Raw genomic sequence first — 12870 nt, forward strand, 5'->3', positions numbered from 1 at the left:
ACGGCGAGCTCCTGCGCGCCGCAGAAGTGTGAACCACCGGCCGTTCGCGGCCCGCGGCGCGCCGGCCGTGCCTACGGTGCCGACGTCAAGGAGGTGGATTCATGCGGACCACACGACGTCGCCTGTTGCAGGCGGGACTGGCCGTACCCGCGGCGACGGCGGCGGGCGCGACCTGGGCCCGGCCGGCCGAAGCCGAGCCCGGCGACAACCACGGGTACGACCGTCGGATGTGGCCGGTCACGACGACCGAAGCGGACTGGGCGCCGGTCGCGCAGGCGCTGGGGCGCGTGGGCAGGCTACTGGACGGCGGCCGGGCCTACCGGGTGAGTTTCCCCCGGCGGGACCTCACCGTGGTCAGCCACGGGGTGACGGTGCGCCCGGCGCTGGCGCTGAGTTCCTACGCGGCGTTCTCCCGCTACCACGACGACCGTGTACTGGTGATGGGTGACCTGGCGGTCACCGAGGCGGAGCTGCCGGTCGTCACCGACCTGGCGCAGGGCACCGGGCTGGCGCAGACGGCGATCCACAAGCATCTGCTGGCCCACGAGCCGCAGTTGTGGTGGACGCACATCCACGCCCTCGGGGATCCGGTGGCCGCCGCCCGCGCGGTGCGCGCGACGCTGGACGGCACCGGCACCCCGCCGGGCCTGCCGCCCGACACCGCCCCTGGCGACCTCGACGCCGCCGCGGTGGATCGGGTGCTGGGACGCAGCGGCTCCTGGGACGGAGGGGTCTACCGGTTCACCATCGCCCGCCGCGAGACCATCACCGACCATCACCGCGTCCTCACCCCGGGCATGGGGCCGACGACGGTGCTCGGATTCCAGCCGACCGGCGGCGGCCACGCCGTGGTCAACGGCGACGTCGCTATGCGTCCCGGCGAGGTGCAGGCCGTCATCCGGGCGTTGCGCAGCGGCGGGGTCAGCGTCGTCGAGCTGCACCACCACATGCTGCACGACCATCCACACCTGTTCTACCTGCACTTCTGGGCACGCGGCGACGCTCTCGACGCGGCCCGGACCCTGCGCGACGCCGTCGATGCCACCCACACCGCCGACTGAGCCGGCGTCGGCGCTCAGTTCTCCACACAGAACTCGTGGCCCTTGGGATCGCGCATGACGACGAGACCGTCTCCCAGCTGTGCAAGGTCACGCTCTTGATGAACGTCGCCAGGGCCGGCAGCGCACGCCGAACGCCGCCGACCTCCACTCGTTGTCGCCTCAACCGGGGAACATCATGATCACTGGAGCTCATGCCGTCCTGTTCAGCACCGACGCGGAGCAGGACCGCGTCTTCCTGCGCGACAAGCTCGGCCTCGCCGGAATCGACGCGGGTGGTGGCTGGCTCATCTTCGCCCTGCCGCCTGCCGAGGTGGCCGTCCATCCTGCGGAGACGGGCGGGGCCTGCGAGCTGTACCTGCTGTGCGACGACGTCAACGCCACCGTCGCGGAGCTACGCGGCCGGGGTGTGGACATGCCCGGAGACATCGAGGACAGGGGCTGGGGTCTGCTCACCTCGATCCCGCTGCCCAGCGGCAGCCAGCTCGGTCTCTACCAGCCCCGCCACCCCACCGCACCCCACTGAGCGCGTCGTTCAACCCCGGGGTCCCGATGTAACGGTCGGCGAGAACTCGTCCACGCGTTCCTCTGCGCCCAAGGTCGCAAGTCCAGCCACAAGTAGATCTTGCTCGCGCTCCTGACCGACAGGCTGCCCACCGCCGCGCCGCTGCACTCAGCTCTCGACGGTGCAGCGCCGGGGATTCCTGGCACCGGTGGGTGTAGCGCTTCGCCAGGCGGCTGAGAACGCGTCCAGCGCGGCCAGATTGGCTGTCTCCCACATCGGCACCGAGGTTGCCCATCGCTCAGCCTGCTCAGGCGTGTGACCGGCCCGGATCAAGCGGACCACCATCAGCGCCGTATCGATCCACGCCGCGCCTCGGCACGGTGTTGACCAGTCGACCACGGAAACCGACGAACTCATGATGAAGTTCCGTGCTGTCACATCGGTGTGGAGGAGGGTGTCCCCGTCGACCAGCTCGGGCGCCACACGTCCGGCCCATCGAGCCGTTGCGGGTTGCACGCGCTTGGTTGGTGATGGCGAGAAATTGTCAAAAACCGTGGACGGCGTTGACGTTGCCTCAGCGCATGCGCGCGGTCTCGTGTAGGTGATCGAAGATGATCTGGTCGACTGGGGAGACTCCGTGGCGGTCGGCGTGGGTGAGCCAGACCATTTCCTCGATCTCGCTGTTGGGCTGCAGGATGCCCTGGTAGTCGGCGGTGTAGCAGGTCATGCGGACCATTGTCCCGTCGGGGTGACCATGGGCTTGGGCGTGGAAGGTTCCGACGTGCTCGGCGGTGTCGGGGGCGATCGTCACGCTGACTTCTTCCTGGATCTCGCGGACGAGGGTGTCGATGTCACCTTCGCCTGGTTCTCGCTTGCCGCCCGGGATGTAGTAGACGTCCTTGCCGCGTGATCGGGAACTGAGGATCGCGCCGTTCTTAAGGTGGATCCAGGCGATCTTGTCGATGATGGTCATGCTTCGCGCTCCCTGGGGTTTGTCAGTGGTGAGCTATGCGGCCAGGCCGGTTGGGCGCTCGACCAGTTGGCCGTTGATGAAGGTAGCGCCGGCGCGGACCAGGGCGACCAGGTGTGGTGCGTTCACCGCCCGCCACCGGTCCTGCGCGGACTCCATCAGCTTGAACGCATGGCTAGGCCGGCGGCTCGGCCGCCGGGGCCCTTGGTGACGCGGGTGCGGTGGCGCACCGTCGCGAAGGTCGACTCGATCGGGTTCGAGGTGCGCAGGTGAACCCAATGCTTGCGGAGCATCCAGGGGCGGGGGTTGTCGACCTGAACAGCCTTACAGAACACTGCCGGTGTGGCGGTGCGCAGGACGACGGCTAATTCGGCGAATGATCCCGCCGCCACTGGTTCAACCGACTCAAGGTCGCCCGTGTGCTCGCGCACCGCGCTCTGGATGGCTAGCGGGAGCTCAAACCAGTGGCAGCGGTTCATTAAGATCCGTCCTGGGTCACCGAGGGGACCGTACCCGACCTGCGGTGTTCAGCGTCACCGTCCAGGGCTGTCGGTACACCGCGCGTGGCACTGGGTGCAATCGCTGGCCGCGTCGAGGTTTACGCATACACCGCCATTAGAGAACCCCCGTCTGCATAGGTGGAGCTACATGACATTCCAAGTTGCGGTTTGCGGTCCTCGCCACTGCACCGATGAGGACAAGGCCAACGCTCGCGAAGTCGGGGAGCTGCTCGCCGAGGCCGGCGCTGTCGTGATTTGCGGTGGCGGAGTTGGCGTCATGGCGGCGGTGGCGAGCGGCGTCAGGTCCAAGGGTGGCGTGGTCATCGGGATCCGCCCCGGCGACTCCCGGGAAGGCGCGTCGCCCGACCTGACGGCCACCATCGTGACGAACATGGGTGAGGCCAGAAACGCCGTCATCGTGTGGAGCGCCGACGCCGTGATCTCCGTCGGCGGCTCCTGGGGCACTCTGAGCGAGATCGCGCTGGCCAAACGGCGCGGCGGCATTCCGGTGGTCTGCCTCGGCGGGTGGAGCCTGGTCGACAACGACGGCGCGCCGGTGCCCGGCCTGCATGTCGCCCGTACCCCCCAGGAGGCCGTGAAGGCCGCGCTCGACGGTCAGCTCTGACCGGCGCGTTCGACGAACGAGCCGCGCCCAGCGATATCAGCGTCAGCGGACGCCGTCACGTCCCGCTCGGGCTGACCACCCGTCGCTCGACTCGGGCAGCCGCCAGAGGCCGGCGTACTCAGGGTGGCAGGCCGGTCCGAACTCCGCTTCGGTCAGGTACTGCGCCCGCGGCGCCTCGTCGTCTCGCGGCGGCCAGTCCCGTTCGAGTGGCGTGGGTAAGCCGTGGGTCATCGAGGACGAGCCGTGGTTGGGCATTGCCCGAGTCCACGGCGGCGGCTCCACGCCGCTGACCCGCGGTACGAGTGATACCCCCGGTGGTGACGTAGTGGCCCCGGCCGCGGCGAAGCGCCGCGAGGCAGCGTTGTACGGGTCCTGACCCTTCCGGAAGCCGTTGGGCGGTACCGAGCACAGACGTGGGCGTTGTCAGCCGGGCCTCGTCGGCGCTGCTGTGGTTTGTGTCACCAGGCGGCGTTCATCGCGGGCTCGCGGCCGATGAGACTGTGGTGAGCCAGCTTGGGGTGCACGGGGTGGACGACAGCGGGGCGGCCACTGAGCGGCTGTCAGCTGCTCTGCTGGCGTTGGAGGACCGGGTCGCCGTAGACGCTGCCGCGGGGTACGCCGCCGCGGTGGAACTCGAACGGCGGGCTGCCGCGCTGGGCGACGAGGCTTTGCTCATGCGCGCCCGGCTGTGCTGGGTCGACATGCTCCGGCGCACCGGTGACGTCCGGGAAGCGGCCCGGCAGATCAAGGGCATCCACGCCTGGGCGCGTAAGCACGGCGACCGCCGGCTGCAGGCGCGTGCCCACCTGGTGCAGGCGAGTATCGAGCGGCTGTCCGGCCACCGGGCCGGGTCCCTGAGGCACGCGCTGAAGGCGGTCGAGTTGCTCGATGAGACGGCCACCGCGCACATGCAGGTCTGGCACCGTCTGCGGCTGGCCGATGCGCTGGCCGAGAACAGCGACATGGACGCGGCGCGGCCGCGTTACCGCCAAGCCGAGGAACTGGCCCGGGAGCTACGTAACTGGGAACGGCTCCTCGTGGCGTTGAACAACTGGGCCTACTCCGAGTACCGGGCCGGTAACCTCCCGCAGGCCAAGGAGGTCGCGCGGCGCATGCAGGACCACGCCGTATTGCGTGGCTATCACCTTGACTCGGATGCGCTGGACACGATTGGGGCGATCCAGATCGCCAACGGTGAGTACGCGGAGGCGGAGCAGACGATGCAGATATGCATCGCCCGCAACAGGGGCGCAGGGGCCAACGACGCCGACGAAATGGCGGAGTACCTGCTGACCCTGGCCCGGGCCCAGCGCGGGCTCGGCGCGACCGACCGGGCCCTGACGAGCCTGCACGCCGCCCACACCCAGTGCACCGAGCGTGGCCTACGGGAAGTCCTGGTCCGGGTGTTTCAAGAGAAGGCCGAACTGCACGCCATCCGGGGTGAGCACACCCAGGCGGTCGCCGCGAAGGAAGCCCTCTTCGCCGCCCGGGAAAGCCTGCCTTCCCCGCAGCGACAACCCCTGCGTGTCATCCTGCACGCCCTATTCCGAACCCACCGAGGTGGGCGAGGGAACAACAACCGGGCCGCAGGGTAGGCAGGCGCGCACCGCCGACCGGGCTGCATAGCGCCCAGCGCTCACGCGCCTCCCAGGGGAACCTACGACTCGGCCGCCGAAGGACGGACAGGGGACTCCCGGAGGTTCGCTGAAAATTCCCTCAGGCCGATACGGCGCCCGAACCACAACCGCCCCTTCGGGGGTGTCAAAGTGATCATGGCGGTGCTGTACTCCCGCAGTGACGTCCACCGACAGCCCCCGCAAGAAGCCGGTCCTCCTGGCCATCGGTTACACCCTGACGGCCACGTATCTGGCCGTGCTGGTCAGCGCCAACCTCGCCGTAACCGCTGACGGGCCGACCCGCATCGTGCTCAATGCCGTCGCGCTGCTGCCTCTGGCGGCGTTGTCTGGCGCCGTCTCACTCTGGAGCGTCAGGCGGGCGCGTCCCGGTCCAGCCTTCGACGGGCATCGCCGTCGAGTGGTCCCCCTCGCGATGGCGGGGCTTGCAGTTCTTGCGGTGATTGCCGGGTTTATCGGCTACCTGACGTCGTAGGAACGTCCCTCTCATGTTCCTGCGATCCACGCAGGGGCATCGTCGGACAGGGCGAGTTCGAGGCAGCGCGCCTGATGCGGCGGCAGCGGCGGCACCGTTGCCGGATCGAACCAGCCCACCTCGACAGACTCGTCATCGTTGACCCGCGCGTCACCGCCGAGAACCCGGCACCGCAGCCCGATGGAGAGCCAGTACACCTGATCACCGTTGGGTGCCACCGCCAGGTCCAGCGCCTCGACGGCCAGCAGCCGCTCCACGGCCACCCCCACACCGGTCTCCTCGAATACCTCGCGGACCGCGCCGGCGGCCGGTTGTTCGCCCGGCTCCAGGCACCCAGTCGTCAGCGCCCACTCGCCCGTGTCCGAGCGACGGACCAGCAGAACCCGGCCCTGCTCGTCGAGCACCACCGCGATGACGCCGGGCAGCGGCAGCGGGTCACGGCCGATCTTGGCACGCAGCGCGAGGATGAACTCCGGGATAGCCATGCCAGCACCCTACGAACTGCCGGCCACCGACGCCCGCCGATCGCGGCGTAGGAAGTCGGACGCGGCACGGACAACGGGCGCGGCCTCAAGCGGGTGGGGGGATGCGGCGACGTACGTCGTCGACGGTGGCGGGACCGGGCTGCCAGGCGCTCACCCACGCGCCGTCGGACGCCGGAGTGACGATGCCCTCCTCCAGGAACGCGTACCGTCCGTCGAGCGCCCGCCGCGCCACCCGTACGTCCAGGGAGTCGGTGTTGTCCCACAGCCCGGCGAACAGCGCCTCGGCCCGCAGCCGCGCCTGCCGGCAGAAGAGGTCGGCCAGCTCCACGCCCTCCGGCCGGTCCCGCCGCTCCGCGCGGGCGCGGACACACACCGCGGACATCGCGAACAGCTCGGCGCCGATGTCCACGACGCGGGCGAGGAATCCCTGCTTGCGCTCCATCTTTCCCTGCCAGCGCGACATGCCGTAGAACGTCGAGCGGGCGAGCTTGCGGGAGGCCCGCTCCACGTACCTGAGGTGGGCGGCGAGCGGCCCGAACCGGCCGTACCCGGTCGGCACCTGGCCGCGGCCGACCGCGAGGGTGGGCAACCACCTTGCGTAGAACGCGCCCGCCTTCGCCCCGGCGCGGGCCTTGCGGCCGAGCCCCGCGTCCGGGTCGATGATGTCGCCCGCGACCGAGAGGTGCGCGTCGACCGCCTCGCGCGCGATCAGCAGGTGCATGATCTCGGTGGAGCCCTCGAAGATGCGGTTGATCCGCAGGTCACGCAGGAGTTGCTCGACCTCGGCGGCGCGTTCGCCGCGGGCGGCCAGCGACGGGGCCTTCTCGTAGCCGCGGCCGCCGCGGATCTGGATCAGCTCGTCGGCGATCTGCCACGCCATCTCGCTGGCGAACAGTTTGACCAGGGCCGCTTCGATGCGGATGTCGTTGCGGTCGTCGTCGGCGATGACGCAGCAGAGGTCGAGCATCGACTCCATCGCGTACGTCGTCGCGGCGATGAAGGCGATCTTCTTGGCCACCGCCTCGTGCTGGCCGACCGGGCGTCCCCATTGGACCCGCTCGGCCGACCATTCGCGGGCCACGTTGAGGGACCACTTGCCCGCGCCGACGCACATGGCGGGCAGCGACAGCCGGCCGGTGTTCAGCGTGGTCAGTGCGATCTTGAGTCCCTTGCCGAGGCCGCCGATGACGTTGCCCTCGGGCACGAACACGTCATGGAAGCGGGTCACGCTGTTCTCCAGGCCGCGCAGCCCGAGGAACTCGTTGCGCCGCTCCACCGTGATGCCCGGCGCGTCGCCCTCCACCACGAACGCCGTGATGCCCTTGTCGGGTACCCGGGCCATCACGACCAGCAGGGTGGCGATGGTGCCGTTGGTGGCCCACAGCTTCAGCCCGTTGAGCCGGTAGCCGCCCTCGACCGGCTCGGCGATCGTGCCCAGGCGCGCCGGGTCGGAGCCGACGTCCGGCTCGGTGAGCAGGAACGCGGACACCTCGCCGGCGGCCAGCCGGGGCAGGAACGACTTCTTCTGCTCCGGCGTGCCGAAGATCTTGAGTGGCTGTGGGACACCGATCGACTGGTGTGCGGACAGCAGCGCGGCGACCGCGGGGCTGACCGAGCCGATCAGCGTCAGCGCCTTGCAGTAGTGCAGGTTGGGCAGGCCGAGCCCGCCGTACCCTTTGTCGATCTTCATGCCGAACGCGCCGAGGCGGGCCAGGCCCTGGAACGCCTCGTCGGGGATGCGGGCCTCGCGTTCGATGCGGGCACCGTCCAACCCGGAACGAACGTATTCGTCCAGCCGGGCGAGGTAGTCGTCGGCGTCGGGGCGGGGCTCGACGGCGGGCCAGGGGTCGATGAGGTCGAGCTGGAACCGGCCGAGGAACAGTTCCTTGCCGAAGCTGGGCTTGCGCCATTCGGACTCGCGGGCGGCCTCGGCGACCTGCCGCGCCTGCTTCTCCGAGACGTCGGCCGGCTTGCGCTGCGTCGTGGTCACGCCTTACCCCCTCGACCCGAGTACGGCTACCAGACCGCGAAGACGCTCCACTGGGCGCCTCCGGGACCCCGCTAGCCGCCACGCTACCGAGCCGTGTTACCGGGTGGTAGCCATCTGCGCATAATCGCGTTTCGCCCGGCCCGCACGGATTTGCCTGCTGGGATCGGGCGCACACCGCGTCGACCGTCCTAGGATCCTGCTACCATCGCGCCCGGGCGCCACGACACACCCGCGGCAGGCATCCGGTGGGCAGTGCCTGATCCGTCCGGTGGGTGACCCGCACAGCCCTCGCCGGCCACGGCGGCGGCGCCTACGGTAACCGTTGTGAGCGGCGCAGACAGGAGTACCGGACGGATCGTCGTCCTGGTGTTGCCGGAGGTGAACCTGCTGGACCTGTCAGGTCCGGTGCAGGTCTTCGACGCCGCGGCGCACGAAGGCGCCGACTACCGGCTGGAGTTCGTCGCCGCGCAGCCCGGGGACGTGACCTCCGCCCAGGGCCTGCGGCTGGCCGGGCTCGGCCCGCTGCCCACGACCCGCCCCGGTGACCTGATCCTGATCCCGGGTCCGCGGCTGCGGCCACCGACGCCGGAGCAGCCACTCGTTCCCCCGGCGGTGCTGCCCTGGCTGCGGGCGGCGGTCCGCGACGGCGCGCGCGCCGCCTCGGTGTGCACCGGGGCGGCGGCCCTGGCCGAGGCCGGCCTGCTGGCCGGTCGCCGATGCACCACCCACTGGTCCGTGATCGACCTGATGCGGCAGCACTACCCCGCCGCCCGCGTGCAGGACGCGGTCCTCTACGTCCACGACGGTCCGGTCAGCACCAGCGCCGGCATCGCCTCCGGCATCGACCTCGCCCTGTCCCTGGTCGAACGCGACCACGGTCCGGCCTTGGCCGCGGCGGTGGCCCGCCAGCTCGTGATCTACCTGCGCCGCGACGGCGCCCACGGGCAGCTCAGCCCGTTCCTGGAACACCGCAGCCACCTGCACCCGGGCGTGCACCGGGTGCAGGACCACCTCGCCCAGCACCTCGACACCCCGCACACCCTCGGCGATCTGGCCCGCGTGGCGCACCTGTCGCCGCGCGGGCTGAGCCGGGCGTTCACCGCGACGATCGGGCTGACTCCGCTGGAGTACCAGCAGGGTCTGCGCCTGGAACTCGCCGCGAGCCTGCTGGCCGAGACCGACCTGACGGTCGAGGCGGTGGCCGCCCGGTGCGGCTTCCGCGACGCCCGCCACCTCCGCCGCCTGTACGGCGCCCGCTACGGCGCGCCGCCCTCCACGGCCCGCACCACCTGACCCCCGCACCGCACCACGCCATCGCTCGCCGCACCCGTTCGGAGCCCGCCCATGCCTCGCCTTCTGCGCCGGACCGCCCTCGGTCTGCTCGGTCTCGTTCTGACCCTCGCCCTCGTCGGTGCGGTCGCCGCCGCCGGGCTGGCCGCGACGATGGGCGAGAGCTTCCCCCGCAGCACCGTGGCCGCCCCGCCGCAGGGCTGGCCGGTGCCGCGCACCGCCCCGTCCGGCACGACCGTCGTGGCGGTGGTGACCGGAGCCACCGGATCCGTGGTCAGCGACGTGCTGCTGCCGTACGAGACGTTCGGCCGCTCGTCGCGGTTCTTCGTCTACACCGTCTCCGCGCGCCGGGCGCCGGTGCCGCTGTCCGGGGGCTTGCAGCTCGTCCCCGAGCGGACCTTCGCCGAGGTGGACTCCGGCGGCGCACCGGCACCCGACGTCGTGGTGGTCCCGGCGGTCGTCGACCCGGCCGGTGGCGAGGAGGCGCCGCTGCGTGACTGGCTGACCCGTCAGGCGGGCCGCGGCGCGTACGTCCTCGGGGTGTGCGCGGGCGCCAAGGTGCTGGCCGTCAGCGGCCTGCTCGACGGGCACCGGGCCACCTCGTTCTGGCAGAACCTCGGCTCGCTGCGCCGCGAGCACCCGGCCGTGCGGTGGGTGGCCGGTCAGCGCTACGTCCAGGACGGCCGCCTCGTCACCACCGCCGGGGTGACCTCCGGGCTGGTCGGCGCGCTGCACCTGGTCGACCTGCTGGCCGGGCGCGCCGAGGCCGACCGGGTGGGCCGGGAGCTGGCGTACCCCGGCTGGTCGCCCGACGCGCCGACCCGCATCCCGCAGCAGCGGCTGGCGGCGGCCGACCTGCCGTACGCGCTGAACGCGGCGTTCCCGTGGCTGCGCCCGACGGTGGGGGTGGGCCTGTCCGACGGCGTGGGCGAGGTCGACGTGGCCGCCGCGTTCGAGGTGTACTCCGGCACGTCGTTCGCGGCCCGGACGGTGCCGCTGGCCGCGGGCCGCACCGTGACCACCCGGCACGGGGCGGTGCTGCTGGCCGATCCCGCCGACGCCGCAGCGCCCACGGTGGACCGGCTCGTCGTACCCGGCGTCGCAGGCCCGGACCCGGCGCTGGCGCGCTGGGCGGCCGACCGCCACCTCGACGTGACCCTTCCGCACGCCGCGCGGGTCACCGGCGAGTTCGCCTTCGACCCGGTGCTGCGCGACCTGGCCGCGCACGCGGACCGGGCCAGCGCCCGCACCACCGCGAAGTTCACCGAGTACCCGGCGGGGCAGCTGCGGCTGACCGGACGCGCGTGGCCGTGGCGGCCGAGCGTGCTCGGGATCGCGACGCTCGCCGTCGCGGTCGTCATCGCCCTGCTGCCGGGCGCGGCGCTGCGGCGGCGCGCCCGGCGTCGGGCGGCAGCGCGCGAGGGGCGGCCGACATCGTCCTCAGCCGCTGACCGCGCTGCGGGCCGAGCGTCAGTCGATCACCGTGACCGGGGTGCCCGGGGTGATGTTGCGGAGCAGCCTGCGCTGCCCGGATCTGGGCACCCGGATGCAGCCGTTGGAGACGCTGCGGCCGAAGGCACCGCTGCGGTACCAGCTGTGGATCCCGGTGTGCGCCCCCTGCAGCGCGGCCCCGACGGCGTCGGGGTCGTCGGGCACGGAGCCCAGCACCAGGACGTCGAGGCCGCCGTAGACGGCACCGGCGGCGGTGCTGCGGCCCAGCACGAAGGTACGACCCAACGGCGTGGGCGTCGCCGGTGAGCCGGTGGCGACGGTCCACCGCGCCACCGGCGCGTCGTCCCGCAGCCAGGTCAGCTCGAACGTACGGCGCCGCAGGATCAGGTGGTCCCGCAGCGGATGCGACGCCCACGCCCCGGCGGGCAGCCAGCCGATCGTCCGGTTGACCGACGGCAGCAGCACGGCGACCCAGCCGCTGCGCCGCATGAGGATCGGCACCGTGACCGGCACCCCGCTGATCGACGGCGGCAGGAACGCCCGCGGCCTGCCGCCGGGGGCGTCGTACACCGCCAGCGGTGCGGTGGGGTGCAGGCCCTCGGTGAGCGCGGCGGTCGACGAGGGCGCCGGGTCCGCCGGGAATCCCTTCGGTACGGACCAGTAGTCGATCACGCGCAGGCGGGCGGGTGCCGCCCGGGCCGGTGGTGTCGGGTCAGGCCGCGCCGGGCCGGACGGCACCGCACCGGCGGCCGATGAGGAGCGTGACGGTGCGCCCGGGTCGCTGTCGCGCACGCCGACGACCACCGCCGCGACCACCAACCCGGCAAGGACACACAGGACGAGAAGCAGCAGGTGTGTCGGCACCGGGAGACGCGGGAGAGGGTGGCGCAGGCCGCGTGGCACCCGCCCAAGGTTACGGAGCGACGGCCGGTGTCACGCTCGAAACCCTCCGCGGTCACCGGATCGGGCGACCGGCACGCATGGGTCAGGGCGCCGCCTGCAACTGCGGCAGCAGCCGGGTGGCGACGTCGACCAGGACCGCCTCGTCGCCCGCGTACCAGCTGCTGGCCCGGGGCCAGTGGGTGATGACGTCGGTGAAGCCGAGCCGCGCGGCCCGGGCGGCCTGCTCGGCGAAGAAGTCCGCGTTGACCAGGGAGAAGACCGGCGCCGCGTCGAGCAGCAGGTGGCGCTGGAGAGTGGCCGGGTCGCGGCCCGCCGCCGCCAGCGCCGCGTCCATCCGCGCGGACAGTTCGGCCACCGAGGACCACCAGGTCTCCAGGTCGTCGAAGACCGTGCCGGTGGTGACCCAGCCCTCGCCGAACCGCGCCGCCAGGCGCATGGACCGGGGACCGTTCGCGGCCACCACGAACGGCACCCGGGGCCGCTGGACGCAGCCGGGGTTGTTCCGGGCGTCCACCGCGGCGAACCACTCTCCCCGCCAGGTGGTGCCGTCCGTCCGCAGGATCAGGTCGAGCAGCTCGGTGAACTCGGCGAACCGGTCCACCCGCTGCCGCGGCGGCAGCTCCGCACCGCCCAGCACGGTGGCGTCGAAGCCGATGCCACCGGCGCCGAGGCCGAGCACCAGCCGCCCGTCGCTGACGTCGTCGACCGCCGTCACCTGGCGGGCGAACGCCGCCGGGTGACGGAAGTTCGGCGAGGCGACGAGCGTGCCGAGCCGGATCCGCGAGGTGACCGTGGCGGCGGCGGTGAGCGTGGTCATCGAGTCGAACCACGGGCCGTCGACCAGATCGCGCCAGCCGAGGTGGTCGTAGGTCCAGGCGTGGTCGAAGCCCCACGCGTCGGCCTGCCGCCAGCGCTGCTGCACCTGCGACCAGCGCTGGTCGGGGAGGATCACGATGCCAATCCGCATGATCGACAGCGTACGG

Annotated in this window: 12 protein-coding genes and 2 pseudogenes; 7 read left to right on the top strand and 7 right to left on the bottom strand. The window is 71.9% G+C overall.

The window, feature by feature from the left end:
* Positions 1 to 101 precede the first annotated feature (101 nt).
* Entirely contained in the window at positions 102 to 1061 is a 960-nt protein-coding gene (locus ACMCNO_RS20040; RefSeq protein ID WP_412750982.1) for a DUF1259 domain-containing protein, read from the top strand.
* Between the two features lie 175 nt (positions 1062 to 1236).
* Entirely contained in the window at positions 1237 to 1584 is a 348-nt protein-coding gene (locus tag ACMCNO_RS20045; protein ID WP_412750983.1) for an extradiol dioxygenase, read from the top strand.
* Positions 1585 to 1731: 147 nt separating this feature from the next.
* On the opposite strand, the gene ACMCNO_RS20050 is transcribed toward ACMCNO_RS20045, so the two are convergent.
* From ACMCNO_RS20050 to ACMCNO_RS20060, 3 genes and pseudogenes are all read right to left on the bottom strand, one after another.
* Positions 1732 to 2046, bottom strand: coding sequence for a hypothetical protein (locus tag ACMCNO_RS20050; RefSeq protein WP_412750984.1), 315 nt, complete (start codon positions 2044 to 2046; stop codon positions 1732 to 1734).
* A 91-nt stretch (positions 2047 to 2137) separates the two neighbouring features.
* Positions 2138 to 2536: an NUDIX hydrolase gene (locus ACMCNO_RS20055; RefSeq protein ID WP_412750985.1), complete on the bottom strand. Its 399-nt coding sequence runs from the start codon at positions 2534 to 2536 to the stop codon at positions 2138 to 2140.
* A 33-nt stretch (positions 2537 to 2569) separates the two neighbouring features.
* Positions 2570 to 2817, bottom strand: a pseudogene (locus ACMCNO_RS20060) (IS256 family transposase); the annotation flags it as partial.
* A 364-nt stretch (positions 2818 to 3181) separates the two neighbouring features.
* Here ACMCNO_RS20060 and ACMCNO_RS20065 point away from each other — a divergent pair.
* The 3 genes from ACMCNO_RS20065 to ACMCNO_RS20075 all read left to right on the top strand — a co-directional run bounded on the left by ACMCNO_RS20065 (position 3182) and on the right by ACMCNO_RS20075 (position 5767).
* Entirely contained in the window at positions 3182 to 3658 is a 477-nt protein-coding gene (locus ACMCNO_RS20065; protein WP_412750986.1) for a TIGR00725 family protein, read from the top strand.
* A gap of 503 nt (positions 3659 to 4161) precedes the next feature.
* The gene (locus tag ACMCNO_RS20070) at positions 4162 to 5253 is read left to right on the top strand and encodes a tetratricopeptide repeat protein (RefSeq protein WP_412750987.1); all 1092 of its coding nucleotides are present in this window, start codon (positions 4162 to 4164) and stop codon (positions 5251 to 5253) included.
* A gap of 199 nt (positions 5254 to 5452) precedes the next feature.
* Entirely contained in the window at positions 5453 to 5767 is a 315-nt protein-coding gene (locus tag ACMCNO_RS20075) for a hypothetical protein (RefSeq protein WP_412750988.1), read from the top strand.
* Between the two features lie 11 nt (positions 5768 to 5778).
* Here the strand turns inward: ACMCNO_RS20075 and ACMCNO_RS20080 are convergent, their stop codons facing one another.
* Together ACMCNO_RS20080 and ACMCNO_RS20085 are read right to left on the bottom strand one after the other, a co-directional pair.
* Positions 5779 to 6252, bottom strand: a complete 474-nt coding sequence (locus tag ACMCNO_RS20080; RefSeq protein WP_412750989.1) for an NUDIX hydrolase — start codon at positions 6250 to 6252, stop codon at positions 5779 to 5781.
* A gap of 85 nt (positions 6253 to 6337) precedes the next feature.
* Positions 6338 to 8242 carry an acyl-CoA dehydrogenase family protein gene (locus ACMCNO_RS20085; protein ID WP_412750990.1) on the bottom strand — a complete coding sequence of 635 codons (1905 nt, stop codon included), beginning with the start codon at positions 8240 to 8242 and terminating at the stop codon, positions 6338 to 6340.
* A gap of 324 nt (positions 8243 to 8566) precedes the next feature.
* On the opposite strand from ACMCNO_RS20085, the gene ACMCNO_RS20090 reads away from it, so the two are divergent.
* Together ACMCNO_RS20090 and ACMCNO_RS20095 are read left to right on the top strand one after the other, a co-directional pair.
* Complete coding sequence (locus ACMCNO_RS20090; RefSeq protein ID WP_412750991.1) at positions 8567 to 9535, top strand: GlxA family transcriptional regulator; 969 nt, start codon at positions 8567 to 8569, stop codon at positions 9533 to 9535.
* Between the two features lie 150 nt (positions 9536 to 9685).
* Positions 9686 to 10240, top strand: a pseudogene (locus tag ACMCNO_RS20095) (DJ-1/PfpI family protein); the annotation flags it as partial.
* A gap of 762 nt (positions 10241 to 11002) precedes the next feature.
* On the opposite strand, the gene ACMCNO_RS20100 reads toward ACMCNO_RS20095, so the two are convergent.
* Both ACMCNO_RS20100 and ACMCNO_RS20105 read right to left on the bottom strand, forming a co-directional pair.
* Entirely contained in the window at positions 11003 to 11848 is an 846-nt protein-coding gene (locus ACMCNO_RS20100) for a L,D-transpeptidase (RefSeq protein WP_412750992.1), read from the bottom strand.
* Between the two features lie 121 nt (positions 11849 to 11969).
* A complete protein-coding gene (locus ACMCNO_RS20105) occupies positions 11970 to 12854 on the bottom strand; it encodes an LLM class flavin-dependent oxidoreductase (RefSeq protein WP_412750993.1) in 885 nt (294 codons plus the stop codon).
* Positions 12855 to 12870: the final 16 nt, after the last annotated feature.

The sequence above is a fragment of the Krasilnikovia sp. M28-CT-15 genome, assembly GCF_047159595.1.
Taxonomy (GTDB): Bacteria; Actinomycetota; Actinomycetes; order Mycobacteriales; family Micromonosporaceae; genus Actinoplanes.

Bases quoted from the DNA above. Each gene is read 5' to 3' on its own strand.
- ACMCNO_RS20055 (WP_412750985.1), bottom strand. From the start codon at position 2,536: ATGACCATCATCGACAAGATCGCCTGGATCCACCTTAAGAACGGCGCG.
- ACMCNO_RS20040 (WP_412750982.1), top strand. From the start codon at position 102: ATGCGGACCACACGACGTCGCCTGTTGCAGGCGGGACTGGCCGTACCC.
- ACMCNO_RS20080 (WP_412750989.1), bottom strand. From the start codon at position 6,252: ATGGCTATCCCGGAGTTCATCCTCGCGCTGCGTGCCAAGATCGGCCGT.
- ACMCNO_RS20105 (WP_412750993.1), bottom strand. From the start codon at position 12,854: ATGCGGATTGGCATCGTGATCCTCCCCGACCAGCGCTGGTCGCAGGTG.
- ACMCNO_RS20065 (WP_412750986.1), top strand. From the start codon at position 3,182: ATGACATTCCAAGTTGCGGTTTGCGGTCCTCGCCACTGCACCGATGAG.
- ACMCNO_RS20045 (WP_412750983.1), top strand. From the start codon at position 1,237: ATGATCACTGGAGCTCATGCCGTCCTGTTCAGCACCGACGCGGAGCAG.